The organism is Bacillus sp. 22190, from assembly GCF_052045575.1.
GTDB classification, from domain to species: domain Bacteria; phylum Bacillota; class Bacilli; order Bacillales; family Bacillaceae; genus Bacillus; species Bacillus altitudinis.
The window spans coordinates 35,823-60,980 of sequence record NZ_JBQEPF010000001.1; the positions used below are offsets into that span (position 1 = coordinate 35,823).

Here is a 25,158-nt window from a genome sequence, read left to right on the forward strand (position 1 = left end):
CTAATCAATAAGAGATAGAAAGGAAGGAGGGACGTGTTTGGAGCAGACCGAGGAGACTTTATGGATCAAGCGAGCAAAACAGGGGGATGATGCCGCATTTACCGCCCTTTATCGGCATCATTATTCGTTTCTTTACCGTTATTTGATGAAATTGACCCTTCAACAAGAGCTGACAGAGGAGATCATGCAAGAAACGATGCTCAAAGCGTACATGAAACTTTCTTCTTTTAGAGGAGATTCATTATTTTCAACATGGCTCATGTCCATTGCATCTAGACAATTTTTAGATCATCAAAAGAAAAGAAAACGTGAACAGACGAGAGAAGGGAAGGCGAATCAAGAAGCCATCCGCCGGTTCAAATGGGATGTTCAGCAAAAAGGCCATACTTGGCATGACATGTGGGATGCTTTAAATGAGTTAAAGGCTCAGGAGAGAGCACCGATCCTTCTCCATTATTATTATGGCTTTACTTACCCTGAAATCGCTTCGATGCTTGGGGTGAGAGAAGGTACGGTGAAATCGAGGGTTCATCATGGGATCAAGAAAATTCGAAAGGAGTGGGACTGATGAAAGAAGACCGTTTCGCCGATCGTTTAAAAGAGGAGCTGCAGGAGCTCGATGAACAAATCGAAGTAGAAAAGCCGAGTGAACAAGCTTTGATGTTGATGCTAAAGCAGGCAAAGGAAAAAGAGAAAAAACGTTTTAAACAAGAAGTGCTGGCGTACATCATCGTCAGTCTGACCATCATGACACTTTTTGCAGCTGCCATTACTCATTTGCCCATCATCTTCATTCTTCTCCAAGTGGTGAGCGTGCCGCTCTGTGTGGTTGTCGGCATCAAGGAATATCAACAGATTAAAGGAGGGTCCTCCTTATGAGTCAGACAGATATGATCATCTTATTGTGCGTATTGCCGTTACTGTTTGCACAAGGATTTCTCTTATTTATGGATGCTAAGAAAAGAGGGCGTTATAAATGGTTCTGGGGCATCATTGGGTTAATCAACTTCCCATCTTCTTCTATTTTATATTGGCTGTGTGTTGTCTTACCTGATCGGAAAAGAGGAGAAAAGCTCAGAAAAGATTGAAAGACATTGTAAAACTTTTGACCTTTTTTTTGAATGATCATCATCTAGAAAAAGTGAAAGTTTCATGAATGTGTCAAAGAAAGCGGGATGTTGAACGTCCAGTTCGTCATTTCTAGCACGATAGTCATTCTTTGAGCGGGTCATCTTCATGATGAAAGGTGATCCTGCTTGATCTATCTCATTTCGGCATCGTTTTCATCTGTTATCAATATTGATCAGTTTTTACAAATGGTGTTAAATTAATCTCAATATGCGTGAGAAAATCTAACAACCAAAGAGTGAGATATTGACAAGGAGGCAGATGAGACATGTTGACCTTAGATCGAGCAGCACAAACAGCACAAAGCTACATCCACCGTGTGCTAGAGGATGTAGAAAAACGAAATCCAGGCGAGGCGGAATTCCAGCAAGCCGTGAAAGAAATTCTGGAATCCCTCGTCCCGGTTTTTGCAAAACACCCAGAGTATGAAGAACAGGGGATCTTAGAACGCTTAATTGAGCCTGAGCGGCTTGTGATGTTTCGTGTACCGTGGGTAGACGATGAAGGCAAAGTACAGGTGAACAGAGGATTCAGGGTTCAATTTAATAGTGCCATCGGTCCTTATAAGGGGGGCATTCGTTTCCACCCATCGGTCAATGCAAGCATCATCAAGTTTTTAGGATTTGAACAAATCTTTAAAAACGCACTGACAGGTTTGCCGATCGGCGGAGGAAAAGGTGGATCAGATTTTGACCCTAAAGGGAAATCTGATGGAGAAATCATGCGTTTTGTTCAAAGCTTTATGAGTGAACTCAGTCGTTATATTGGACCTGATCAAGATGTACCGGCAGGAGATATTGGGGTAGGCGCACGCGAAATTGGCTATATGTTCGGACAGTACAAAAAAATGCGTGGTGCGTATGAAGCGGGTGTCCTGACAGGAAAGAGTCCTGGTTTTGGAGGCAGCTTAGCAAGAAAAGAAGCGACCGGCTATGGACTGGTGTACTTTATGGAAGAAATGTTAAAAGCCCACGGAATGCAATTTGAAGGGCGATCTGTTGTTGTGTCTGGCTCAGGGAATGTATCGATTTATGCGATGGAAAAAGTATTGGAATTAGGCGGAAAGGTTGTGGCTTGTAGTGATTCAAGCGGAGCCATTTACGACCCTCAAGGCATTTCACTTGAGACAGTGAAGCAGCTGAAGGAAGTCGACAACCAGCGAATTGCTGCCTACATAGACATTCACCCGCATGCTGAATTGATTGAAGATTGCGAACAAATTTGGTCTCTTCCTTGTGACATTGCGCTGCCATGTGCGACCCAAAATGAAATTTCAGAGTCGCAAGCACAGCAGCTAGTGGCAAACGGTGTCATCGCTGTAGGAGAAGGGGCCAATATGCCGTCCACACTTGGGGCCGTCAAAGTATTTGAACAACATGATATTTTGTTTGCACCAGCAAAAGCGGCAAATGCTGGCGGAGTGGGTGTTTCGGCGTTAGAAATGGCGCAAAACAGTGCGAGAATGTCTTGGACTTTTGAAGAAGTAGATGGTCAGTTGAAACAAATGATGCAGTCGATTTATCGTCAGTGTACTGAGACAGCTGAAGAATACGGATACGCTGGAAACTTAATGGTAGGCGCAAATATTGCAGGATTTCGCAAAGTGGCAGATGCCATGATCGCACAAGGCGTCATTTAACTCCTGCTCTCCCGCACCTGTTTATTTCATCACAAGATCGGGAATCGTCTTGTAAGAATGACAATAAGGAGGCGCGGGAGAAAATGAAAAAGTGGCTGAAACAAATTGTCAAATGGGCACCAGTGATTTATCCAGTGGTGAGGAAAATATACAAAGAACGAAAAGCATCCAAAAGTCGTAACGTATCAGCCGGGTAATCCGGCTTTTTTTTATGAAATGAATGAAACAAAAAAATATGCTGTGGGAATGATCCATTTCACTTCTCTCTCCGTTAAGTACATAACAAACGGAAAGAGGAGGCAAAACAGATGAAAATGAAAAAAGCATTTTTAACGATCCCGCTTAGTGCAGCATTATTATTACCAACTGCTCAAATGGCAAGTGCACACGAAGGACATATGCATGGGGATGCAAAAAAGTCGTCATCATCACAAGAGGTGTCAAATAAAGCAACGGATCTTCGCGCAGCGCTTGATCAGCTCTTCTCAGAACATGCTTATTTAGCAGTGATCACGATGCAAAAGGGAATTGACGGCAGTAAAGATTTTGATCAAGCAGCCGCAGCGTTAAATGAAAACACGAATGATCTATCAGATGCGATCGCCTCTGTGTATGGAAAAAAAGCAGGGAAACAATTTAAAGAGATTTGGTCAAGCCATATCGGCTACTTCGTTGATTATGTACAAGCAACAGCGAAAAAAGATGAAGCAGGTAAAAAGAAAGCGGTCAAAGAGCTTGATCAATACCGCATGAAACAAGCTGATATGCTTGATAAAGCAACAGGTGGAAGATTGAAAGCAAGTGAACTTGAAGAAGGTTTAAAAATGCACGTCAATGAACTGCTAAAAGCTTTTGATAGTTACACAGAAAAGGATTTTGATACAACCTATGAAACGGTCAGAAAATCCATTCATCATATGTTTGAAGTAGGTAAAGGTGTATCATGGGCGATTACAGATCAATTTCCTGGGAAATTTGATCAAAAATCAGTCGATACTCCAGCCGCAGATCTTCGTGAGGATTTAAACTACTTGTTCTCAGAGCATTTGGCACTCGCGGTAGTGGCTATGCAAAAAGGGAATGATGGCAGCAAGGACTTTGACCAAGCGGCAGCAGCGTTAAATGAAAACACGAATGATCTATCAGATGCGATCGCTTCTGTTTATGGAAAAGATGCAGGAAAACAATTTAAAACGATCTGGTCAAGTCATATCGGATATTTAGTTGATTATGTTAAAGCGGATGCATCAGGAGACGAGCAAGCAAAAGAGAAGGCTGTTAAAGATTTAGATGCTTACCGTATGAAACAAGCAAAATTTTTAGATCAAGCGACAGATGGCCGCTTGAAGGCGGCTGACTTAGAAGCCGGGTTGAAAACCCATATTGATGAGCTCATCAAAACGTACACGTCTTATCACAATGGCGAATATGATCAGCTGTACCCGACTGTCAGAGAAGCATACGGCCATATGTTCATGGTTGGTCAAGATGTCGCATCAGCTATTGTCGATCAGCATCCTGAATTATTCAAATCCAACATGCCAAATGAGATGCCGAAAACAGGTATGGGAGGCACAGCCGGTCCATTAGGTATGTCATATGAAGCATTTGCTGGGATGATGGCAAGTCTCATCTTAGCCGGAGGTGCAGTGGGGGCGTTCTTCCTCATTCGCCGTAAACCATCAAATTAAACAATATCAAGACAAGAGGGAACGTGCACAATCGTGCCGTTCCTTTCTTCAAAAGGAGGTCGACTTGCGTGAAAAGATGGCTGTTTAGTATTCTTACGCTTCTCATCATCACGGGCTGCGCATCCCAATCAATAGATGAAAAGTCATCCTCTGAAACTGCATCATCTCCTGAGCCAATGACAGCAAAACAAGCCAAGAATCCATCTCATTCACACGACACGTTAAAAGATGAGCCATCGGGTATTGTCCCCGCTGACATCTCCATTCCAGCGATTGATGTCCAAGCAAAAGTGGAGAAAACGACTTTATCAAAGGATGGCAGTATGGGTGTTCCGCAAAATACAGATCACACGGCTTGGTTTGAAGATGGTCCGAAGCCTGGTGATAAAGGGAATGCTGTCATAAATGGTCATGTTGATAATAAATGGGGTCCAGCTGTTTTTTATCGATTAAAGGAGCTAAAAAAGGGAGACAAAGTCATTGTGACATCCTCGTCAGGGGAAAAGCGAACCTTTGAGGTTCTCAAGGTGAAAAGCTATCCGCGCGAAGAGAAACCAAATGCTTTTTTCGGGTACGCCTTTACACGGAATCTCAATTTCATCACATGTACGGGAACTTTTGATCATGCAGCCGGTACACATGAAAAAAGATTGGTTGTCTTTACACAACTGATTTCCTCATAAGAAAAAGGCGGATACACGGAGGTGTAACGCCTTTTTTTCATGATTTCCACAACAGCATCTTAGAAGAAGATTCATAGGTCATTAGATATGGTTGGATGTATAAATAGGGGCGTTTGTCATATAAATGAGTTGGCAATTTTTATTTCTTTTCAGTAGAATATGAGTAATGAAGAGAACTGTAAGCGTATACAACCTGTCCAAACAAGGCAGATTCTCCACCCTAAATGAAGGAGGCCGACCTAATGCTGAGTAAAAGACTGGCGCACATTTTAAGTCAGCTGATGGCAGCTGAGACTCCTCTCACGAGCGCTGCGCTTTCTGTCAGTTTACAAGTGACAAGCCGCACCATCCGAACAGACATCAAGGAACTGAATGAGCGTCTAGCCCCTTATCAAGCAGCTGTATCAGCTGTTAGGGGCGCTGGCTATGAGCTGTTGATCAACGATGAGATTGCCTTTCGCCGTTTTATGAAGGAAGAAGTCGAACAGGAAGAACCGCTTGCTGTTCTTCCAGAAGAACGAGTTCGATTTATTTTGAAAAAGCTGCTTCTAGCGGAATCATATGTGAAGCTGGAAGACTTACAGGAGCAGCTGTTTATTAGTAAATCGACGATGAGTAATGACATGAAATGGGTCAAACGTAAGCTCGAACCCTTTGATCTGAAGCTGGAAGCAAAGCCGAATAAAGGCTGCCGGATCAAAGGATCTGAGATGAAAATCCGTTATTGCATGTCAGAATATTTATTCAATGAACGGCGTTCCTATCAAACCATGCTGAACACGGCGGTTACGATTTTGCCGAAACATGAGCTGGAATTGATTCAGAGAACCATGATTGATTATATCAACGAGGAAAAAATGAATCTATCAGACATTTGCATGAATAATTTAATTGTTCATATTGCTATTGCCTGTAAACGGATTAGACACGGAAACTATGTATCTGTGCTGCCTGAAGAAATCAACGAAATCCCAAGGGCAAAAGAATACAAGGTAGCCAAAAAAATGGTTGAGCGTCTTGAAGGGTTGCTGGATGTCTCATTCCCACAAGAGGAAATCGTTTATATCGCCATCCATTTGCTAGGAACAGCCAAAATGGTACAGTCTTTTTCAACGGGCGGTCAAAAACAAATTGTGGATGATGACACGAGCCGTCTTGTTCAGCTGATGCTGAAAGCCATTGATCAAAAATTGCAGCTGGATTTAGCGGGAGATGCGGAATTGCTGATTGGCCTCAGTTTGCACTTAAAGCCGGCGATCAATCGGTGTAAGTATGGAATGAATTTAAGAAATCCAATGCTTGATGAGATCAAAGCGGGCTATCCAATTGCCTTTGAAGCAGGGATTGTGGCGAGCAGAATCATTGAAGAAGAGACAGGTTTGTCCATTCATGAAAATGAGATCGGCTATATGGCACTTCATTTTGGTGCGGCCTTAGAGCGCAGGAAAATGGAGATACCACCGAAGCGATGCCTGATTGTCTGTGCGTCTGGTGCAGGGAGTGCAAGGCTACTTCAAGATCGTTTGCGGTCACAATTTGGGTCGAAGCTGACCATTTTAGGCACAGCAGAGCTTTATTCCCTTCCGCATGTCTCTTTACATGCATTGGATTTAATTATTACGACCATTCCCATTCATATGGATTTACCGATTCCGGTCATTCAAGTGAACACGATTTTAGGAGGCAGTGATTTTTTAAAAATAGAAGAAGCTTTGACAAGTGAAACAAGAGTGACATTAGCCACGCAATATATGAAAAAGGAATTGGTCTTTACAAAATGCGCCTTTCAAACAAAGGAAGAGGTCATACACTTTCTCACGCAAAAGGTCATTGACATGGGCTTAGCGCCAGTAGAACTTACACAATCTGTGATGGAAAGAGAAGAGTCTGCACCGACTTCATTTGGGCATTATACAGCGATTCCGCATCCGATGACCCCGCTGACAGAAGAGACGTTTTGGGCGATCTGTACATTAGAAAAACCGATTATTTGGGGAGAGAAAAAAGTTCAATTTGTGTGCTTGCTTTGTGTCGAAAAAGAGAATGCCAAAGATTTAAAAGGCATGTACCGTCTGCTTGGAGAGCTTGTCCATCATGTGAAATTTATTCAGCACCTCATCACCTGTGACACCTTTGAAGACATGCTGGATGTCATGGATAAAAAAGCGCCTTCGTACAAGAACTAATGGTGTGATATTAACTTTTTCCGCTTCCTAAAGGAAAAAGTATGGGTGTTTATGAAAGCGGTTTCATAATATGATGAATGTGTAAAGAAAAGCTTCATACTTCAAAAAGGGGGCGTTTACAATGAACATTTTATTAGTTTGTGCAGCAGGTATGTCAACAAGCTTACTTGTCACAAAAATGGAGAAGAGTGCACAAGAACAAGGAAAAGACTATCGTATTTGGGCAGTATCTGGAGATGCTGCTAAAAATCATATTGATCAAGCCGATGTGCTTTTATTAGGACCTCAAGTTCGTTATTTATTACCGCAAATGAAAAAACTCGGAGAAGACAAAGGAATTCCAGTAGATGTGATTAATACCGTGCATTATGGCGTATGTAATGGCGCTGAGGTTTTAAAATCTGCTGAACAGTTAGTGAACGGATAAAGGGGGCGGAAGGGATGAATGGATTCAACCGATTTCTAGAAGAGAAGGTTATGCCGTTTGCAGGGAAGATTGCCGCTCAAAGACATTTACAAGCATTGCGTGACGGAATTGTTTTAACCATGCCTCTCATTATCGTCGGTTCACTGTTTCTTATTTTAGCCAACCTTCCGATTCCAGGATACAGCGATTTTATGGCAAGTGTCTTCGGAGCCGAATGGGCCACGAAACTATCCTATCCTGTGAATTCCACCTTTGACATTATGGCACTTGTTGCGACCTTTGGGATCGCGTACAGGTTAGCTGAAAAGTATGCAGTCGATGCACTGTCATCTGGTGCAATTGCTGTCGCAGCTTTCCTTCTAGCCACACCTTATCAAGTCCCGTTCACACCTGAAGGATCAACAGAAGCTATCCTCGTGAATGGCGGTATTCCCGTCACACTGATGGGCAGTAAAGGGCTATTCGTTGCCATGATTATTGCCATGCTTTCCACCGAAATTTACCGCTTTATTGTACAGCGGAATATCGTCATCAAAATGCCTGATGGTGTACCGCCAGCAGTTAGTAAATCGTTTATCGCACTTATTCCAGGTTTTGTGGTCATCACGCTGATCTGGGTCGCTAGGCTTCTGATTGAGATGACACCTTTTGAGAGTATTCATAATATCATCACGGTCTTAATCGGCACACCACTATCCATTCTTGGTGGAAGCTTAGGCGGAAGTATCGTTGCCATCGGTGTGCAAATGCTCCTCTGGGCATGTGGTATTCACGGAGCCACCATTGTCGGCGGAGTCATGGGTCCGATTTGGCTCGGTGCGATGGATGAAAACCGTCTTGCCTTCCAAGCAGGAGAAGTGCTGCCGAATATTTTCACAGCGCAGTTCTTTGAAATCTTTATCAATGTCGGCGGAAGCGGCGCTACGCTTGCTTTGGTACTGACCATGATCTTGCGTGCGAGAAGTAAACAAATGAAACAGCTTGGCCGTCTTGCGATTGGGCCAGCCATCTTTAACATCAACGAACCGATCATTTTTGGAATGCCGATTGTGATGAACCCAATGCTTCTCATTCCGTTTATCCTTACGCCAATTATGATGATCATCACCACATATATCGGAATGAGCACAGGACTTGTAGCAAAACCGGCAGGGATCGCTGTCCCGTGGACAATGCCGCCAATCATTTCAGGCTATCTCGCAACAGGCGGGAAAATCTCTGGCGCGGTCATGCAGCTGATTAACCTTGCCTTGTCATTTGCGCTATACTATCCATTCTTTAGAATGTGGGATAAGCAGAAATTGAAAGAAGAAAATGAGCTTGAAGCAAAAGCATCAACAGATGAAAATGTCGTCAGCATGTAATAGAGGGAACAAGGGGGATGCGGCCGATGGAAATGGAACAAATTGTGTTTCAACTCATCCTGCACGGTGGTAATGGCAGAAGCTCGGCCATGGAGGCCATTACATGTGCAAAGCAAGGCAATTTTGATGAGGCGAAGCAAAAATTGCAGGAAGCACAAGACGCGTTAAATGAGGCGCATCACGCACAGACAGAGCTGATCCAGGGAGAAATCAGAGGAGAGAAAACCGACGTCAGTCTCTTGATGATTCATGCACAGGATCATCTGATGAACGCTATGACCGTCAAGGAGCTTGCAGCTGAAATCATTGAGCTCCATGAAAAAATGAAGCAATTCGGAGGTGTCAATTCATGAAAGACGGAATCAAAATTGTCACAATAGGCGGAGGATCAAGCTATACGCCTGAGCTCGTCGAAGGGTTTATTAAACGATATCAAGAATTGCCTGTAAAGGAATTATGGCTTGTGGATATTGAAGCAGGTCAGGAAAAGTTGAACATCGTGGGTGCCCTTGCAAAACGTATGGTCGAAAAAGCGGGTTTGCCGATTGAAGTGCACCTCACTCTTGACCGCCGGGCAGCTCTGAAAGATGCGGACTTTGTCACGACACAATTCCGTGTAGGACTGCTCGAAGCCAGAGCCAAGGATGAGAGAATCCCGCTTAAATATGGCGTCATTGGACAGGAAACGAATGGTCCAGGCGGGTTATTTAAAGGTCTACGCACTATTCCAGTCATTCTAGACATCGTGAAGGATATGGAAGAGCTTTGCCCAGATGCCTGGCTGGTGAACTTTACAAATCCAGCAGGCATGGTCACAGAGGCGGTGTTACGCTACACGAATCTGAAAAAAGTGGTCGGTCTATGCAATGTGCCGATTGGAATCAAAATGGGCATTGCAAAAGCGCTGGATGTCGATGTCGAACGCATTGAAGTACAATTTGCAGGCCTCAATCACATGGTCTATGGCTTAGATGTGTATTTAGACGGGGTCAGCATTATGGATCAAGTGCTCGATGAATTAGGAAATCCAAATAGCCAGTGGTCCATGAGGAATATTGAAGCGAAAAACTGGGAGCCTTCTTTCGTCAAAGGCTTAGGGGTTATTCCATGTCCGTATCATCGTTATTACTATAAAACGAAAGATATGCTGGAGGAAGAACAAAAAGCGGCTCAAGAAAAAGGAACAAGAGCAGAGGTTGTGCAGCAAGTCGAGCATGAATTGTTTGAGTTATATAAAGACCCAGATTTATCGATTAAACCGCCGCAACTCGAAAAAAGAGGCGGGGCTTATTACAGCGATGCAGCATGTAATTTGATCAGTTCCATCTACAATGATAAACATGACATTCAACCGGTAAACACAGTGAACAGAGGAGCGATTGCCAGCATTCCGGTCGAATCAGCGGTTGAAGTGAACTGTATCATTACAAAGGACGGACCAAAACCAATCGCGACAGGTGATCTGCCTGTGGCTGTGAGAGGACTCGTTCAACAAATCAAGTCTTTCGAGCGTGTGGCAGCTGAAGCAGCTGTGACTGGAGATTACGAGACGGCTCTTGTCGCCATGACCATCAATCCACTCGTTCCATCTGATGAAATTGCAAAGCAAATCTTAGATGAAATGCTTGAAGCGCACCGTGAATATTTACCGCAGTTCTTCAAATCAGTGAATGCTTAAAATAAAATGGCCCCTTAATGGGGCCGTTTTTTATGATTTTTTCATATGGAAACCGGAGAAAGCAGTGTATGATAGAAAAAACAACATGTACTGCTTCACAGAAAGGACGGTTAGAATATGGTGGCAATTGGGTTAATGCTTTACGGCTTTATCGTTCAACCTCTACTTAGTTACGGCACAGTGGTTTTGTTTTTGTATGGAATCATCGCTTCGTTTATTGGTCTGATTCGGCATAGACAGGATGTGTGGATGTATGTTCTCCGCTTGCTCGTTTGTTTTACCATTCCAGTAACCAATCTGTTAATGTATTTCGCAACCATCGGTGGAGATGAAAGAGACTTTGATTTCCAGCCGATGCCGCCAGTTTATCATCTTGTTTTTATCCTAGAAATCATCATCGTCTTTTTACCAGAGATCTTTTTACTGATCGAGAGAAAGCGGAGTATCAAAGGGAAACAGTGGATATATGCAGGGGCCATTGTGGGGATATCGGTCTTGTTTTGGTGCACGATTTGATGGGAGGCTGACTGACATCTAAGTCTTTTTCGCCTTTTTGTTGCGTAACCTCTTTCGCCTCACTTTTACAAAAGTAATGGAAAGAACGAGGATAGAAATCCCGAGAAACTTAAATAGAAAACGGGTCAAGAACGGTGAATCGTCGAAACCTGTAGCGATGATGATCGATCCGATGCAAATCCCAAAGAACGCAAGTAAATAAGTAAAAAACATACCATCACTCCTTAAGCGTGGAATAGATCCATATTTTCCATTATGAGGTAGTGAAGGAGATAAAGAAACAAAAAAAGAACCCTTCATCAAATGAAAGGTTCTTTCGCTTGCTTATGCCTGCTTGACGACCGAATCGACTTCTACTGTCCAGCCGAAGATGTCTGGCTGAGTTCCTTTTTGGATTCCGGTAATCGCTTCGTACAATTTCTTCGATACTTCGCCTGTTTGACCATTTTGAATGACGTATGGCTGATCGTGATAAATTAATTCACCGACAGGAGAAATGACGGCTGCCGTTCCTGTTCCGAAGATTTCTTCAAGTTCACCTGACTGATGTGCTTCAATTAACTCATCAATTGAAATTTTACGTTCTGTCACAGGGATTTCCCAATGCTTTAACAGCTCAAGCACAGAATTCCGTGTGATCCCTTCTAAAATGCTGCCGTTCAGTTCAGGCGTCACGATTTCTCCGTTGATTTTAAAGAAGATATTCATACTGCCGACTTCTTCAATGTACTTTTTCTCGATGCCATCAAGCCACAGGACTTGTGAAAATCCTTTTGTTTCAGCAACTTGCTGTGCTTTCAAGCTCGATGCATAGTTTCCAGCTGTTTTGGCATTTCCTGTTCCGCCTTTAACAGCGCGGACAAATTCGTTTTCCACCGCAATTTTGACCGGATGGATGCCTTCTTTATAATAAGAACCTACTGGAGATAAAATGATGATCAGCTTGTAGGTGCTTGACGGTGCAACACCTAAATAGGGCTCAGTAGAAATAATGAATGGTCGAATATACAAAGAAGTGCCCTCTGCATCAGGTACCCAATCCTTGTCAATGCGAATGAGTTCATTTAAGCCTTCTAAAACCGTTTCTGTATCAATTTGTGGGATACATAGGCGGTCATTTGATCTGTTTAAGCGTTCCATATTTTTTTCGGGACGGAATAAAAGAATCTTTTGATCCTCAGACACATACGCCTTCAAGCCTTCAAAAACAGATTGGCCATAATGATAAACCATAGAAGCTGGGTCCATTGGAATCGCCTGATAAGGAATAATTCTCGGATCATACCAGCCTTTATCAATTGAATAATCCATCACAAACATGTGGTCTGTGAAGATTTTTCCGAATTCAAGTTGATCAGATTGAGGTTTTGGTTTTTTTGTTGAACTAAGTTCAACGCGGATGGGTTGTTTTGGCATCGTAAATCTCCTTGCTGTTTGATTATTTGAAAATTCTAATAATATGAAATAAATATGATTCTATTCTATACCTTCACAAAATATTAGCAATAGGTTTTCTGGAATTCAGACAAGAAAAATCTGTTAAAGCGCTTTCATCCTCTCTGTCGTGGTTTTACTGAAGTTTCCCCTTAGAAATAAAATCCAATTTCATTATTAACTGATTAATCTGACAATTTAAAAGCGATTTGTTTTCCTGTAAGATATTCTTTCAACCATACACCTTTTGACTAGTACATTGCAAGGGGCATTGCCATATTTTAATCCTCTTTTTTTTAACCGATAAAGGTAGAAGAGAGTGGAAGGGAGCAAACAACGAGATGAAACGAATGATATCAGGCACCTTATTGATTTTATTGATGACCGCCATTAGTTTTGGCTGTCAAGCGATGACGGAGGAGGCTGGTGCGAAGCAAGGTACTGCCTATTACGTCGCAGCAAATGGGAACGACAAACATCCAGGGACAAAGCAAAAGCCTTTCCGTACGCTGAAAAAAGCGACAAGTATCGCGAAAGCTGGGACAACAGTTTATATGAGAGGCGGTACATACAAAGAGAAATTGATTGTCCGCCATTCTGGAACAAAGAAAGCACCAGTTGTATTTCAAGCGTATGGAAAAGAGAAGCCTGTCATTAGCGGAGCATCTCTTAAAGGAAATCAAGCAGACGGTGGTCTTGTGAAGATTGATCAAAAAAGCTATATCACCCTGAAAGGGCTGACAGTCGGTCATATTAAAACGAATCAAGAAGATGTGACACCCATCGGTATATTCATCACAGGAAGCGGCAAAGGCGTTAAACTGCTTAACAACCGTGTGTACGACATTCAGACGACACATCAAAATGGGAATGCTCATGGCATTGCGGTCTATGGAACGAAAGCACCTGCAGCCATTGAAGACATTGAAATCAAAGGAAACACTGTGGAAAAGTTAAAGCTAGGTTTTAGTGAAGCCCTTGTGCTAAACGGAAACGTTAAAAAATTCCGCGTGACACATAATACAGTCCGGCATACGGACAATATCGGGATTGATTTAATTGGTTTTGAGAATGTCGCACCTTCTAAAAAGTATGATCAAGTGCGAAATGGTGTCGTATCTAGAAACAAAGTTTATGAGATTACGAGTGTTGGGAATCCAGCGTACGGCAAGGACATCTCCGCAGGAGGAATCTATGTGGATGGCGGGAAAGACATCGTGATCGATCATAACATCAGCCATCATAATGACCTTGGGATTGAGGTCACAAGTGAACATAAAGGGAAGATGGCCGAACGCATTCGCATTGAGCACAATCAAGTATATTTAAATCGTTATACAGGCATCTCCATTGGCGGCTATGACAAGAAGCGGGGCGGAACCACAAACACGACCATCTCCCATAATATTTTGTACAAAAATGACACAGCCGGCTTAGAAGGCGGTCAATTGCTCATGCAATATCAATCGGTGAACAATCGAATCACGAATAATATCATGACAGCCAGTGCTTCGCATTACTTAGTCGTGAATCTCTACGAAGTGAACAAGAAGAATACATTCCAAAAGAATGTCTACGATGACCGCAAAGGTGCAAAAGCCTCACAGTGGGTATGGCGCGGGAAATGGCTGGAAGGCTACAAAACGTATCGCTCGAAAAGCGGTCAAGATAAAGGTTCAGCACACCTCAATCCCCAATTTGTGAATGAGAAAAAATATGATTTCCGTCTTAAGGCATCATCACCTGCTAAGAAAATCATCGGCAGTTAAACAAGGCATTCGGTGCAAATGATCATTTTAGAAATTTTCAAAAAAGTCATTGACATTGATGAGACATCACATTAAAGTAAAGAAGACATTTCAACTAAAACAAATTTCATAACGGATCTCTTATCAAGAGAGGCAGAGGGACTGGCCCTATGACGCCCAGCAACCGTTTCTATTTAAGAAATTGGTGCTAATTCCTGCAAAGCTGTTACAGCTTTGACAGATAAGAGAGGAAGACTTCCCGATACATGTTTCATGCAACGGTGATCAAGCCTCTCTTTATCAAGAGAGGCTTTTTTGATCTCTTTTTTTAGAATCAAAAGACTGGGTTCACAGGCATATTTCCACTTTTTTACCTAGTTTTCCGATGTGAAAAATAAAACAACTTGAGGAGGAACAGCAATGAAACGTAAATATTGGACATCATCTCTTGTATTATTGACGGTCCTGACCGTGCTATTATCTGGTTGCGGTACGGGATCAAGCGCAGGCTCAAAAGCCAATGCAAACGAAAAGGTCTCCTTTGACAATGTCCCGAAGCGATTTGCAAAAGGACAGGGAGCAAAAATTAAAGTCATCCGTAAAATTGGCGGGGACGATCATACTGCTCAGTTTTTAGCAGGAACGAAGGCAGAAGGGGAAGCGCTAGGCTTTACAGTAGATGTCTACACGGCAAATGGTGATACGGCGAAGTTTCATGATGCCATTTCTCAAGCACTAGAAGAAAACTATGATGGCTTTATCATCTCTCATGGGGATGATGAGGCGACAGTCGCTGATGTGAAAAAGATCACAGCGAAAGGCATTCCAGTTGTGGCGTTTGATTCAAATCCGAAGCTGAAGGATATCAAAGGAGTCACAGTGACGTCTCAAGATGACGAGCAATTAGCGAAAAAATCATTAGATGCACTCGTGGCTGATTTTAAAGGGAAAGCAAATATTGCGTATCTTTGGGTAGACGGATTCCCTCCAATGGTGAGACGAAACAAGGTGTACCAAGAAACGCTCAAACAGCATACAGGAATCAAGGAACTTGATCGATTTGGCGTTGCGGCCTCTGATACATCAGTTCAAACACAAAATGCGGTTGCGGCTATGCTAAATAAATATCCAAAGGGTAAACTGGATGCGATCTTTGCCACGTGGGATGCATTTGCGATTGGTGCCGCAAGAGCTTTGAAAGAAGCAGGAAGAACCGAAGTGAAAATATACGGTATTGATGTGTCTAATGCCGATCTGCAAGAAATGACTGCGAAAGACAGTCCTTGGAAGTACACTGCCGCTGTCGATCCGAAGCTCATTGGCGCAATTGACGTAAGGATTCTTGCGAAGAAACTAGCTGGCGAGAAAACGCCATCTTCCTATGACCTTGAGGCCTCTCTCATTTCACAAAAGCAGCTTCAGGATGCAGGAAAGGCCATCAATATGGTCAATCTTGCAGATGAAGTAAAAGGATTCGGTTCTTCGACTGCTTTTGAAGAAGACTGGATGAAGACCTTGAAGAAGCATTATGCAAAATAAACCACGTGCACTCTCTTTTCATAGAGGGTGTTTCGTTTTTCAATTGACGATCAGGAGAGAAGGAGGACACCTATGACAACGCCGCTTGTTCATATGAAAAACATCTCGATTGAATTCCCAGGAGTCAAAGCGTTAGATCAAGCAAATTTCACATTAAAAAAAGGCACAGTCCATGCCCTGATTGGGGCGAACGGTGCTGGGAAGTCAACGTTAATGAAAGTTCTCTCTGGTGCTCATTCACATTTTGAAGGAACCATCCACATCAATGGCGAGGCGGCGACCATTCATACACCGAAGGATGCGGCCTCATACGGTGTGCAGACCGTCCATCAAGAAGTGGATACAGCTCTAGTGCCTTATTTAAGTGTTGGCGAAAATATGATGATTCATGAAATGGAGAAAAAAACCTTCGTCCGTTGGAAAGAGATTCACCGCAAGGCAGCACAGCTGTTAAAAGAGATGGACATTGACATCTCGACGAAGCGTCTTGTGAGTGATTTGACACTGGCAGAAAAACAAATGGTGCTCATTGCCAAGGCTGTGTCGATCAAATGCAGCATTTTAATTTTAGATGAACCAACCGCTCCACTTAGTCATGCAGAAACAAGCAAGCTATTCTCAATGATTCATCAATTGAAAAAGAACGGCACAGGCATCATTTTTATCTCGCATCGCATGCCAGAAATTTTCAACATCTGTGATGAACTGACTGTGATGAAGAATGGAACCGATGTGGCGGCGCACCTCATTAAAGAAACCGATCCAAAGCAGGTCATTGAAGAAATGCTTGGCGCACCATTAGAGGATCAATTCCCATCTCTTACACCGCTTGAGGATGCACCGATTGTGCTTGACGTGAAAGAGTTGCATGACCAGCATAAATTAAACAACATTCATCTTCATGTGAAAAAAGGAGAAATTCTCGGGATTGCAGGACTAGTCGGTGCTGGTAAAACAGAATTGTGCAAAGCCCTATTCGGCGCCTCAGAAAAAAAGTCAGGCACTGTGCAGTTGCATGGTCAAACCATTCATATCAAGTCGCCTCATCACGCTGTGAGAGCGGGTATTGCCCTTGTGCCTGAGGAACGGAGAAAAGAAGGAATTTTAACAGAAGAAACTGTTGGATGGAACGTAACAGCTGCAAGTCTACGTTCGTTTACACGGCCGTTCAGCTTCTTACATCGTTCTAAGGAACGGAAGGCAGCAGATGGAATCGTCAAGCGGCTTGGCGTCAAGACACCTTCTCTTGAAGCGAAGGTGAAGCATCTCTCTGGTGGAAATCAGCAAAAGATTGCGATTGGAAAATGGCTGTTGGCTGAGGCAGATGTCTATCTCTTTGATGAACCAACCAAAGGTGTAGACGTTGGAGCCAAAAAGGACATTTTCTCCCTCATTGCAGAACTAGCTGCAAGAGGAAAAGCGGTTATTTATGCTTCAAGTGAGCTTTCAGAAATTGCAGGAATTGCCGACCGAGTATACGTCTTATATGATGGCAGCATTGCCCGGGAAATGACGGCACCAATGACTGAAGAAGAGCTTTTATATCATTCAACAGGAGGACAATCATGAGTGAACGACAAGTTTCAGCCCCAATTCAACAAATCAAGAAACAGCGGCCATCCTTTCATCTGTTTGATTTCTTTTATCAATATGGCACCATCTTAACGATTGTCGTATTGATTGTTGTCTTTGCGGCAGCCAATCCGGCATTTTTACAGTCAGGAAATATCATCAATATTTTACGATCGATCTCGATTGTAACCATCATTGCGGTAGGGCTGACGATCTCCCTAGCAGTGAACGGCTTTGATTTATCTGTAGGCTCAGTTGCTACGTTATCAAATGCAATTGTGATCTCCATGTTTGTATGGTTCTCGCAAAACCCACTCATTGCGATCCTTTCTGCGCTGGCGGCTTCTCTTATTGTCGGTTTGCTGAATGCTTGGATGATTGTCAAAATGAAGATTCCAGATATGCTCATGACACTAGCCATGATGTTTATCATTCAAGGGCTGGCACAAACCTATACGAAAGGTGCGACCATTTCTGAAAATATGGTGCTGCCTGATGGCACTTTTTCAACTGGCACCATCCCTGCCTTTTTCAGCAAGATTGGGCAGGTACCCTATATCATTTTGATTATGGCGGCCATTGTGCTTTTTGCACATGTTTTTATGACTTACACAAAGCATGGGCGATTGATGTATATCATTGGTGGAAATAAAGAAGCCGCTCGATTATCTGGTATTCATGTGAACAAATACAAAATCGCAGCATATCTGTTGTCTGCCTTATTTGCGGCGATCGGTGGTATCGTGCTGGCATCAAGGGTGATGACAGCAGAAATTAACGCAGGAACGCCATATTTAATGGATGGGGTAGCTGCTGCTTTTATTGGGTTTTCAGTCATGGGAGCAGGTAAACCAAACGCATTCGGTACGTTTATTGGTGCGGTGCTCATCGGTATTTTGCAAAATGGACTTGTGATGATGTCTGTCCCGTATTATGCAATGGATATCGTGAAAGGATCTGTGCTTGCACTGGCACTCGCGCTGACTTATTACAAACAACGGGGGTAAGATGTACTTTTTTAAAACCATTTGCGTTCTCTCTCCGTCTAGTAAACGGAAAGCAGTGTAACAGCTGTTTGCCAAAAGGAGATGACAAAAAGAAATGAATATGTCAGCAACTCATGTAGAAGATTTGAAAAGTGTCATGGAAGACTGGAAAAATGAATTATTAGTATATAAATTTGCATTAGATGAAATGGATACAAAGTTTTCGATTATTAGTCAGGAATATAATTTAATCCATGGACACAACCCAATAGAGCATACAAAATCACGGATCAAATCCTTTGAAAGCATCGTGAATAAACTAGCGAGAAAAGGATGTGACATCACCACACAATGTGCCAAGGAGTACATACATGATATCGCTGGTGTCCGCATCATCTGCTCGTTTATTCAAGATATCTATAACATTATTGATGTTCTGAGGCAAAGAGAGGATTTAAAGATCCTTGAAGTGAAAGATTACATTCAGCATCCGAAACCAAATGGCTATCGAAGTCTTCATTTAATTGTTGAAATTCCTGTTTACTTAACGAATCGTGTGGAGCATGTGAAGGTTGAAATTCAGGTGCGGACCATTGCGATGGATTTCTGGGCGAGTCTCGAACATAAAATCTATTATAAACTGCAAAACGATGTTCCTCATCAGCTCACCGATGAACTAAAGGAAGCGGCAGATATCGCTCACTACTTAGATGAAAAAATGCAAAATATCAAACGAGAAATTGATTAACCAATAAAAAAGAGTAGCTGTTTTGAATGACAGCTACTCTTTTTAGTCTTATTAAGGGTTGGTGCCTCGATCTCTCTTTTGAATGATAGTACCGTCATCTTGCGATTGTGCAGACTGGCTCTCTTTTTGAGTAGAAGTGCCAATCAAAACACCTGTAATCAAGAACGTAAAAATCGCACTTGAGATCAGCCATTTTTTCATCATACATCACTCCATCTTCTTAACAAGTTTTGAATGACAATGCCTTGTTCTGAAAATAAATTGCTTCTTTCGGAAGACCATTTTCAGTTAAGTAGGCGGCTACATCCTGACAGATAGCCTCAAGATCAACAAGGAAATTCATAGATTCCAATTGATCACAATAAGAAATGATCTGCTCAATCATGTTGTTGGGCTGGAGCATCAATGTTTCTAAAATGGATAATTTAAGTGAAATGTTTCGTTGTTTTAAATTTTCTGCTTTTTGAAGTGAAAGCTGTACATAATAGTGGAACAAACCAGGCTTTTTCAGCTTAAACAGCGCTTTTGTGTAGGCATACAAGGCCAGTAAATAGCCGCCTGGGGAAGAAGTTTCGAATGACTCAATCAATAAAGCTTTTTCTAGGAGCGGCACAGCTTCACTGTATTCATTTCTTAGACTTTTAATAAAAGCTGCATTGCAATATGCGTGGCCAAGTAAATCCGGATCCTCCATCTGTTCTAGTGAGTAAATCACCTGTTGAAACAAAGTTTCTGCCTCATCATATTTAGATTGATCCGCATAATTCAGAGCAAGCATCATTTGACAGCTGATTGATTTTTTCACATAACATGGATCTGCGTCGTAAATAGACGAAGCCTTTTTTAAGTGGTGGATGGAGAGAAGTGTGGATCTTATATTATAGTATAGACATCCTGTTTTATAATGGAATTCTGCCTTTTCAATGTCATCATGTACGAGATCTAATTTATCCTCGGCCAATTTCAAATGGTGAAATGCTGTATCTTGATTCCCTCTGCGCATTTCATACATGCCTTTAAAGAAATAGAAATAGTAGCTGAGCATATCATCTGTACGAATCGCATTTTCATCCACAAAAAGACTGTGATCTAACGAAGCTGTATCTTCGACTAAATCTTTGAAACGGTATTCTAAAAGTTGATAGTAGAGTAAGACATCTTGATTCTCTTCCATTCGATCAAATGCTTGAAGAATCTCTTCTTTTAGCTGTATTGCTTCTTGTATGTCTCTTTTTTTCATCAAGACATACCAGTCATTTAGCATATTTGCTACATCAACGGATGACAAAACACCTGTTTCTGCCAATTGGTATCCTCCTTTCTTCACCTATTCATTTCTGCTGATTCTTATTTGTCTGAATCATCTTTCCATATTAAGTATCTTCTTATATTTTAAGCGGTCTATCTCAATTTGTAAAACATGTTTTTTGATGTAAATTCAACCAGTAGTGAAAAAATTAGGGAGTAGGGATCGAATTGTATACGCTTACATTTTTTTAGGTAAAAAGAGGATGTTGAAAAAAATATATCAGGATATCAATAGAGGAAGAGAGACAGTGAAAGAGGGTTTTTTCATAGGTGAGAAAGAAGTGGTATTGATAAAGGAGTGTTCGCGGTTTTTTGTGAGATTATATCACATGAATATTGTGAAACATGCTTCTTTCAGAATAAAATGAGTTATTCGCAAAAAAGTAAAATTTAAAGAGACTATCGATCTAGAATTGTATGGATCTTTGGTATTGATAAAAAATATCACACAGTATAGCTTTAGCGTGGTATAGTAAGATTGTTGTTGCGAATATTTAGACAAAACTGACAATTGGGGGTCGTGTTTTATGAAGAAATCGATGTTACTGATCATGGGACTAATTGTTGTGCTCGTCATGGCAGCCTGTGGTTCAAAATCGGACAGCGGTTCGGGAGAAGGCAAAGGCACATATAAAATCGGGATAGATACAACATATCCGCCATTTGAATTTGAAAAGGGCGGTAAATATGAGGGAATAGACGTTGATTTAATTAACGCCATTGCGAAAGACCAAGACTTCAAAGTGAAGCTTGAAGCAATGGATTTCTCAGGGATCATTCCAGCGATGCAAGCAGGTCAGCTTGATGTTGGAATGGGTGGTATGAGTATTACAGATGAGCGTAAAAAGAAAGTGGATTTTTCAGATCCATACTTCGATGCTGGTCTGACAGTTGTTGTGAAAAAGGACAGCAGCATCAAATCGATTGATGATTTAAAGGGGAAAAAGCTAGCTGTTAAAAATGGGACAACAGGTGCAAAATTTGCATCAGATAACGCAGACAAATATGGGTATGAAGTAGTTCAATTCAATGACAGTCCATCTATGTTCCAAGAAGTATCTAATGGAAATGCAGATGCTTTAATTGAGGATTATCCTGTCATTACGTATGCGATCGCACAGCAAGACTTGAAATTGAAAACAGTTGGAGACCGCTTGAATGGCGACCAATACGGGATCTCAGTCATGAAGGGGAAAAATCAGGACTTATTGAAGAAAATCAATAAAGGGCTTGAAAACCTAAAGAAAAACGGTGAATATGACAAAATTATTGAGAAATATTTGAAGTCATAACACAAGCGAGGCGCGCTCAGAGCGCGCTTTCTTTATGTGTCAACCGTATGTGAATTAGGGAGGGAGAAACATGGATACGATTGTTAATGCATTTCCGTATTTAATGGATGGTTTGCAAACCACTTTATATATCTTTGTTGTTGCTATCATTTTAGGTTTTATCATCGGGTTGATTGTGGCGCTATTCCGCCTGTCACCATTTAAAATCTTGAACTTTATTTCACTCGTTTTTGTCAATGCCATTCGAGGTACGCCATTTATCGTACAGCTATTCTTCATTTATTTTGGGCTTAATACACTTGAATTCATTTCGCTTGATCGAGTGCCAGCAGGGATTATTACAGTAGCGATTAATGCAGGGGCTTATTTCTCAGAAATTATTCGTGCAGGGATTCAGTCCATTGATAAAGGACAAACAGAAGCCGCACGCTCTTTAGGATTCACAGGTGGACAAAACATGCGTTTTATCGTTCTTCCACAGGCATTCCGCCGTATGCTTCCAGCCATTACTAACCAAGCTATCATCAGTTTGAAGGACACCTCTCTCTTATCGATTATCGGTATTGCTGATATCATGCAGCGGGGACAAGTTCAAGCATCGGCTACATTTGATCCTTTGAATGTCTGGCTCATTGTCGGTGTCATTTATTTCGTGATCATTTATTTACTTTCTCTACTGGCTAGCTACGCAGAAAGGAGATTTGATGTGAAATGAGTATGATTACGGTGAAAAACTTGAAGAAATCCTTTGGTGATAACGAAGTCTTAAAGGATATTAATGCAGTCATCGAGGAAAAAGAGGTTGTATGTGTCATTGGTCCTTCAGGATCAGGGAAAAGCACATTTCTAAGATGTCTCAATAAATTAGAGGATATTACGGCTGGAGAAGTTGTTGTCCACGGACATACGATTACAGACCCAAAAGTGAATATCAATAAAGTACGACAAGAAGTTGGTATGGTGTTTCAGCACTTTAATTTATTTCCTCATAAAACCGTGTTAGAAAATATCACGATCGCACCGGTGAAAGTAAAAGGGATGGAGAAGAAAGCGGCAGTCGATAAAGCATTAGACTTGCTTGAAAAGGTCGGCTTGAAAGACAAGGCCAAAAGTTACCCTAACCAATTATCTGGTGGACAAAAACAGCGTGTTGCCATTGCAAGAGCCTTGGCGATGGACCCGAAAGTGCTCTTATTCGATGAGCCGACATCTGCTCTTGACCCTGAGGTCGTTGGGGATGTTTTAGCTGTTATGAAACAATTAGCAGTCGAAGGAATGACGATGATTGTCGTCACACATGAAATGGGCTTTGCAAGAGAAGTGGGAGACCGAGTGATCTTTATGGATGGCGGATATATCGTCGAAGAAGACAAACCAGAAGCACTCTTTGGAAACCCGCAGCATGAGCGTACCAAATCATTTCTTAGTAAGGTGCTATAAAAAAAGAGTAAGAGCAGGTATGCTCTTACTCTTTTTCTTTTGTGACGAGAATGAATATACCGATTCGCATGCATTTCCTAGGAAATATTATCGTTGGAAGAACTCAATCCACTCTTGGTCTGGCCCTCGGAAAAAGAAGTAGCAATAGCCATTGGGTAATGTTGTGATTTCTTCATCTATTAGCTCAATTTGCAGCTTTTGAATACGGTTAAATTCCGCGTGAATATTATCTGTTGTGAAGGCGAGATGGTGAACCTTTCCTTCAGATGGAAGGTCACTGCTATACCCTTGAATGAGTTCAATTTCCGTTTCCGCTTCGTCTTTAAAGCCAAGAAAGGCAAGTTCAATGACTCCGTTTGTATGAGTGATGCGATCCTTTAATTTCATGCCCACCACTTTTTCATAAAAATCAATGGACTGATCAATATTTGTCACCATAATCCCTGTATGATCTAAGCGTAATGTTGTCAAAAAAGAGCCTCCTCTATGTCGAGTTGATATTTTTCTCCTCATCTTATCATAATAGAAGTAACGTATACATTCATATGGTAGGATAGAGAGAGTCAATTTAGGATAAGGATGACACAAATGAAAAAAATCTCATTAAAACAAACATTTGCAGAACAAGTGAAAAAGGGATATCCGCTTATTTCAAAAGATGCTGTGTCGCGTGTGAACGGTGTACAGGAAGGCGAACTCATTGAATGGGTAGATGAAAGAGGCTCTTTTTTAGGGAAAGGATATTATGGTGTGCAAAATAAAGGCATCGGTTGGGTGCTTTCCTTTGACGCTAACGAAAATATAGATCAGCCCTTTTTTGTTTCTAAACTTGAACAGGCATCCAAAAGCAGAACGCATCTATTTCGTGATGCACAGACGACGGCTTTCCGTGTGTTCAATGGAGAAGGGGATGGAATTGGTGGAATCACGATTGATTATTATGATGGATTCTATCTCATCCAATGGTATAGCGAAGGTGTTTATACATTAAAAGAAGATGTATTGGCTGCGATTGAGCAGGTGTACCCTGACTATAAAGGCATTTATGAAAAGAAACGATTTGATACGTCTGGACAATATATCGAAGATGACGATTTTGTAAAAGGGGAGAAAGGTGAATTTCCTCTTATCGTCAAAGAAAATGGGATGAACGTGGCGGTTTATCTAAATGATGGTGCGATGACAGGTATTTTCCTTGATCAGCGTCATGTGCGAAAAGCAATTCGAGATCGCTATGCAAAAGGAAAGACCGTCCTTAATACATTCTCTTATACCGGCGCTTTCTCTGTAGCAGCAGCGCTTGGCGGGGCAAGCCGTACGACAAGTGTAGATGTTGCAAACCGCAGTTTGAAAAAAACATCTGAGCAGTTTGAAGTGAATGGCATTGATGTAGACGGGCAGGATATCAAAGTCATGGATGTCTTTAAATATTTCCCGTTTGCGGCGAAAAAAGGCTGGAGCTATGATGTTGTGATCTTGGACCCACCTTCCTTTGCACGAACGAAGAAACACACATTCAGTGCAGCGAAGGATTATAAGAAACTATTAAAAGAAGCCATCCAGATCACAGCTGAGAACGGCGTCATTGTGGCGTCAACCAATAGCAGTGCATTTGGGATGAAAAAGTTTAAAGGATTTATTGCACAGGCCTTTAAAGAATCTGGGAAAACGTATCGTATTCTTGAGGAATATACACTTCCTGAGGACTTCCGTACAACGAAAAATTATCCTGAGGGGAACTATTTAAAGGTTGTCTTCATCCAAGCATAAGAAAAAGCC

At 41.9% G+C, this 25,158-nt stretch carries 26 protein-coding genes and 1 riboswitch; of the genes, 22 read left to right on the forward strand and 4 right to left on the reverse strand.

Annotated elements, in window-relative coordinates; all coding sequences use genetic code 11:
- The first annotated feature begins 37 nt into the window (after positions 1-37).
- The 13 genes from sigY to ACTJKA_RS00240 all read left to right on the forward strand — a co-directional run bounded on the left by sigY (position 38) and on the right by ACTJKA_RS00240 (position 11,312).
- Positions 38-568, forward strand: a complete 531-nt coding sequence (gene sigY, locus ACTJKA_RS00180; RefSeq protein ID WP_007497895.1) for an RNA polymerase sigma factor SigY — start codon at positions 38-40, stop codon at positions 566-568.
- Entirely contained in the window at positions 568-879 is a 312-nt protein-coding gene (locus ACTJKA_RS00185) for a YxlC family protein (RefSeq protein WP_008345570.1), read from the forward strand. The genes sigY and ACTJKA_RS00185 overlap by 1 nt, the downstream gene beginning before the upstream one ends.
- Entirely contained in the window at positions 876-1,088 is a 213-nt protein-coding gene (locus ACTJKA_RS00190) for a hypothetical protein (RefSeq protein WP_017368315.1), read from the forward strand. Before ACTJKA_RS00185 ends, ACTJKA_RS00190 begins: the two co-directional genes overlap by 4 nt.
- 308 nt (positions 1,089-1,396) lie before the next feature.
- Entirely contained in the window at positions 1,397-2,767 is a 1,371-nt protein-coding gene (gdhA, locus tag ACTJKA_RS00195; RefSeq protein ID WP_057078881.1) for an NADP-specific glutamate dehydrogenase, read from the forward strand.
- Between the two features lie 83 nt (positions 2,768-2,850).
- Positions 2,851-2,964 (forward strand): hypothetical protein, encoded by a 114-nt coding sequence (locus tag ACTJKA_RS00200; RefSeq protein ID WP_008345567.1) that lies wholly within the window; start codon positions 2,851-2,853, stop codon positions 2,962-2,964.
- 111 nt (positions 2,965-3,075) lie between these two features.
- Entirely contained in the window at positions 3,076-4,458 is a 1,383-nt protein-coding gene (locus ACTJKA_RS00205) for a hypothetical protein (protein ID WP_035702513.1), read from the forward strand.
- 68 nt (positions 4,459-4,526) lie between these two features.
- On the forward strand, positions 4,527-5,141 hold the full coding sequence (locus ACTJKA_RS00210; RefSeq protein ID WP_017368312.1) for a class F sortase: 615 nt from the start codon (positions 4,527-4,529) through the stop codon (positions 5,139-5,141).
- 242 nt (positions 5,142-5,383) lie between these two features.
- The gene (locus ACTJKA_RS00215; RefSeq protein WP_171465904.1) at positions 5,384-7,327 is read left to right on the forward strand and encodes a BglG family transcription antiterminator; all 1,944 of its coding nucleotides are present in this window, start codon (positions 5,384-5,386) and stop codon (positions 7,325-7,327) included.
- 121 nt (positions 7,328-7,448) lie between these two features.
- Positions 7,449-7,754 (forward strand): PTS sugar transporter subunit IIB, encoded by a 306-nt coding sequence (locus ACTJKA_RS00220; protein WP_007497889.1) that lies wholly within the window; start codon positions 7,449-7,451, stop codon positions 7,752-7,754.
- Positions 7,755-7,768: 14 nt separating this feature from the next.
- Positions 7,769-9,118, forward strand: coding sequence for a PTS cellobiose transporter subunit IIC (gene celB / locus ACTJKA_RS00225; RefSeq protein WP_336750508.1), 1,350 nt, complete (start codon positions 7,769-7,771; stop codon positions 9,116-9,118).
- Positions 9,119-9,144: 26 nt separating this feature from the next.
- A complete protein-coding gene (locus tag ACTJKA_RS00230; RefSeq protein ID WP_008345561.1) occupies positions 9,145-9,471 on the forward strand; it encodes a PTS lactose/cellobiose transporter subunit IIA in 327 nt (108 codons plus the stop codon).
- Complete coding sequence (locus tag ACTJKA_RS00235) at positions 9,468-10,796, forward strand: 6-phospho-beta-glucosidase (RefSeq protein WP_345911379.1); 1,329 nt, start codon at positions 9,468-9,470, stop codon at positions 10,794-10,796. The genes ACTJKA_RS00230 and ACTJKA_RS00235 overlap by 4 nt, the downstream gene beginning before the upstream one ends.
- A 117-nt stretch (positions 10,797-10,913) precedes the next feature.
- On the forward strand, positions 10,914-11,312 hold the full coding sequence (locus ACTJKA_RS00240) for a hypothetical protein (protein WP_025208200.1): 399 nt from the start codon (positions 10,914-10,916) through the stop codon (positions 11,310-11,312).
- 324 nt (positions 11,313-11,636) lie between these two features.
- On the opposite strand, the gene ACTJKA_RS00245 is transcribed toward ACTJKA_RS00240, so the two are convergent.
- A complete protein-coding gene (locus tag ACTJKA_RS00245) occupies positions 11,637-12,728 on the reverse strand; it encodes a branched-chain amino acid aminotransferase (protein WP_008345553.1) in 1,092 nt (363 codons plus the stop codon).
- Between the two features lie 359 nt (positions 12,729-13,087).
- Between ACTJKA_RS00245 and ACTJKA_RS00250 the strand changes: the two genes are divergently transcribed.
- The 5 genes from ACTJKA_RS00250 (at position 13,088) to ACTJKA_RS00270 (ending at position 19,339) form a co-directional block, all read left to right on the forward strand.
- A complete protein-coding gene (locus ACTJKA_RS00250) occupies positions 13,088-14,515 on the forward strand; it encodes a right-handed parallel beta-helix repeat-containing protein (RefSeq protein WP_322536091.1) in 1,428 nt (475 codons plus the stop codon).
- A 117-nt stretch (positions 14,516-14,632) separates the two neighbouring features.
- A riboswitch (SAM riboswitch) is annotated at positions 14,633-14,742 on the forward strand.
- A gap of 172 nt (positions 14,743-14,914) precedes the next feature.
- Positions 14,915-16,033 (forward strand): sugar ABC transporter substrate-binding protein, encoded by a 1,119-nt coding sequence (locus ACTJKA_RS00255; RefSeq protein WP_007497873.1) that lies wholly within the window; start codon positions 14,915-14,917, stop codon positions 16,031-16,033.
- Positions 16,034-16,105: 72 nt separating this feature from the next.
- Positions 16,106-17,602 carry a sugar ABC transporter ATP-binding protein gene (locus ACTJKA_RS00260; protein WP_440607581.1) on the forward strand — a complete coding sequence of 499 codons (1,497 nt, stop codon included), beginning with the start codon at positions 16,106-16,108 and terminating at the stop codon, positions 17,600-17,602.
- A complete protein-coding gene (locus ACTJKA_RS00265) occupies positions 17,599-18,612 on the forward strand; it encodes an ABC transporter permease (RefSeq protein WP_017358697.1) in 1,014 nt (337 codons plus the stop codon). The genes ACTJKA_RS00260 and ACTJKA_RS00265 overlap by 4 nt, the downstream gene beginning before the upstream one ends.
- A gap of 94 nt (positions 18,613-18,706) precedes the next feature.
- Complete coding sequence (locus tag ACTJKA_RS00270) at positions 18,707-19,339, forward strand: GTP pyrophosphokinase (protein ID WP_007497867.1); 633 nt, start codon at positions 18,707-18,709, stop codon at positions 19,337-19,339.
- 51 nt (positions 19,340-19,390) lie between these two features.
- Here the strand turns inward: ACTJKA_RS00270 and ACTJKA_RS00275 are convergent, their stop codons facing one another.
- Both ACTJKA_RS00275 and ACTJKA_RS00280 read right to left on the reverse strand, forming a co-directional pair.
- The gene (locus tag ACTJKA_RS00275) at positions 19,391-19,540 is read right to left on the reverse strand and encodes a hypothetical protein (protein WP_017358698.1); all 150 of its coding nucleotides are present in this window, start codon (positions 19,538-19,540) and stop codon (positions 19,391-19,393) included.
- 19 nt (positions 19,541-19,559) lie between these two features.
- Entirely contained in the window at positions 19,560-20,645 is a 1,086-nt protein-coding gene (locus tag ACTJKA_RS00280; RefSeq protein ID WP_008345544.1) for a Rap family tetratricopeptide repeat protein, read from the reverse strand.
- Positions 20,646-21,174: 529 nt separating this feature from the next.
- Here ACTJKA_RS00280 and ACTJKA_RS00285 point away from each other — a divergent pair.
- From ACTJKA_RS00285 to ACTJKA_RS00295, 3 genes are all read left to right on the forward strand, one after another.
- A complete protein-coding gene (locus ACTJKA_RS00285; protein ID WP_045033805.1) occupies positions 21,175-21,939 on the forward strand; it encodes a transporter substrate-binding domain-containing protein in 765 nt (254 codons plus the stop codon).
- A 70-nt stretch (positions 21,940-22,009) separates the two neighbouring features.
- Positions 22,010-22,654, forward strand: coding sequence for an amino acid ABC transporter permease (locus ACTJKA_RS00290; protein WP_007497860.1), 645 nt, complete (start codon positions 22,010-22,012; stop codon positions 22,652-22,654).
- Positions 22,651-23,379 (forward strand): amino acid ABC transporter ATP-binding protein, encoded by a 729-nt coding sequence (locus ACTJKA_RS00295; protein ID WP_025208197.1) that lies wholly within the window; start codon positions 22,651-22,653, stop codon positions 23,377-23,379. Before ACTJKA_RS00290 ends, ACTJKA_RS00295 begins: the two co-directional genes overlap by 4 nt.
- 87 nt (positions 23,380-23,466) lie before the next feature.
- Here the strand turns inward: ACTJKA_RS00295 and ACTJKA_RS00300 are convergent, their stop codons facing one another.
- Entirely contained in the window at positions 23,467-23,850 is a 384-nt protein-coding gene (locus ACTJKA_RS00300; protein ID WP_008345541.1) for a VOC family protein, read from the reverse strand.
- 117 nt (positions 23,851-23,967) lie between these two features.
- Here ACTJKA_RS00300 and ACTJKA_RS00305 point away from each other — a divergent pair, with 117 nt between their 5' ends.
- Positions 23,968-25,149, forward strand: coding sequence for a class I SAM-dependent rRNA methyltransferase (locus tag ACTJKA_RS00305; RefSeq protein WP_217816035.1), 1,182 nt, complete (start codon positions 23,968-23,970; stop codon positions 25,147-25,149).
- Positions 25,150-25,158 lie beyond the last annotated feature (9 nt).

Excerpts from the sequence above, each read along its gene's own strand:
- ACTJKA_RS00185 (WP_008345570.1), top strand. The coding sequence starts at position 568 with ATGAAAGAAGACCGTTTCGCCGATCGTTTAAAAGAGGAGCTGCAGGAG.
- ACTJKA_RS00190 (WP_017368315.1), top strand. The coding sequence starts at position 876 with ATGAGTCAGACAGATATGATCATCTTATTGTGCGTATTGCCGTTACTG.
- gdhA (WP_057078881.1), top strand. The coding sequence starts at position 1,397 with ATGTTGACCTTAGATCGAGCAGCACAAACAGCACAAAGCTACATCCAC.
- ACTJKA_RS00200 (WP_008345567.1), top strand. The coding sequence starts at position 2,851 with ATGAAAAAGTGGCTGAAACAAATTGTCAAATGGGCACCAGTGATTTAT.
- ACTJKA_RS00205 (WP_035702513.1), top strand. The coding sequence starts at position 3,076 with ATGAAAATGAAAAAAGCATTTTTAACGATCCCGCTTAGTGCAGCATTA.
- ACTJKA_RS00215 (WP_171465904.1), top strand. The coding sequence starts at position 5,384 with ATGCTGAGTAAAAGACTGGCGCACATTTTAAGTCAGCTGATGGCAGCT.
- ACTJKA_RS00220 (WP_007497889.1), top strand. The coding sequence starts at position 7,449 with ATGAACATTTTATTAGTTTGTGCAGCAGGTATGTCAACAAGCTTACTT.
- celB (WP_336750508.1), top strand. The coding sequence starts at position 7,769 with ATGAATGGATTCAACCGATTTCTAGAAGAGAAGGTTATGCCGTTTGCA.
- ACTJKA_RS00230 (WP_008345561.1), top strand. The coding sequence starts at position 9,145 with ATGGAAATGGAACAAATTGTGTTTCAACTCATCCTGCACGGTGGTAAT.
- ACTJKA_RS00235 (WP_345911379.1), top strand. The coding sequence starts at position 9,468 with ATGAAAGACGGAATCAAAATTGTCACAATAGGCGGAGGATCAAGCTAT.
- ACTJKA_RS00240 (WP_025208200.1), top strand. The coding sequence starts at position 10,914 with ATGGTGGCAATTGGGTTAATGCTTTACGGCTTTATCGTTCAACCTCTA.
- ACTJKA_RS00245 (WP_008345553.1), bottom strand. The coding sequence starts at position 12,728 with ATGCCAAAACAACCCATCCGCGTTGAACTTAGTTCAACAAAAAAACCA.
- ACTJKA_RS00250 (WP_322536091.1), top strand. The coding sequence starts at position 13,088 with ATGAAACGAATGATATCAGGCACCTTATTGATTTTATTGATGACCGCC.
- ACTJKA_RS00255 (WP_007497873.1), top strand. The coding sequence starts at position 14,915 with ATGAAACGTAAATATTGGACATCATCTCTTGTATTATTGACGGTCCTG.
- ACTJKA_RS00260 (WP_440607581.1), top strand. The coding sequence starts at position 16,106 with ATGACAACGCCGCTTGTTCATATGAAAAACATCTCGATTGAATTCCCA.
- ACTJKA_RS00265 (WP_017358697.1), top strand. The coding sequence starts at position 17,599 with ATGAGTGAACGACAAGTTTCAGCCCCAATTCAACAAATCAAGAAACAG.
- ACTJKA_RS00270 (WP_007497867.1), top strand. The coding sequence starts at position 18,707 with ATGAATATGTCAGCAACTCATGTAGAAGATTTGAAAAGTGTCATGGAA.
- ACTJKA_RS00275 (WP_017358698.1), bottom strand. The coding sequence starts at position 19,540 with ATGAAAAAATGGCTGATCTCAAGTGCGATTTTTACGTTCTTGATTACA.
- ACTJKA_RS00285 (WP_045033805.1), top strand. The coding sequence starts at position 21,175 with ATGAAGAAATCGATGTTACTGATCATGGGACTAATTGTTGTGCTCGTC.
- ACTJKA_RS00290 (WP_007497860.1), top strand. The coding sequence starts at position 22,010 with ATGGATACGATTGTTAATGCATTTCCGTATTTAATGGATGGTTTGCAA.
- ACTJKA_RS00295 (WP_025208197.1), top strand. The coding sequence starts at position 22,651 with ATGAGTATGATTACGGTGAAAAACTTGAAGAAATCCTTTGGTGATAAC.
- ACTJKA_RS00305 (WP_217816035.1), top strand. The coding sequence starts at position 23,968 with ATGAAAAAAATCTCATTAAAACAAACATTTGCAGAACAAGTGAAAAAG.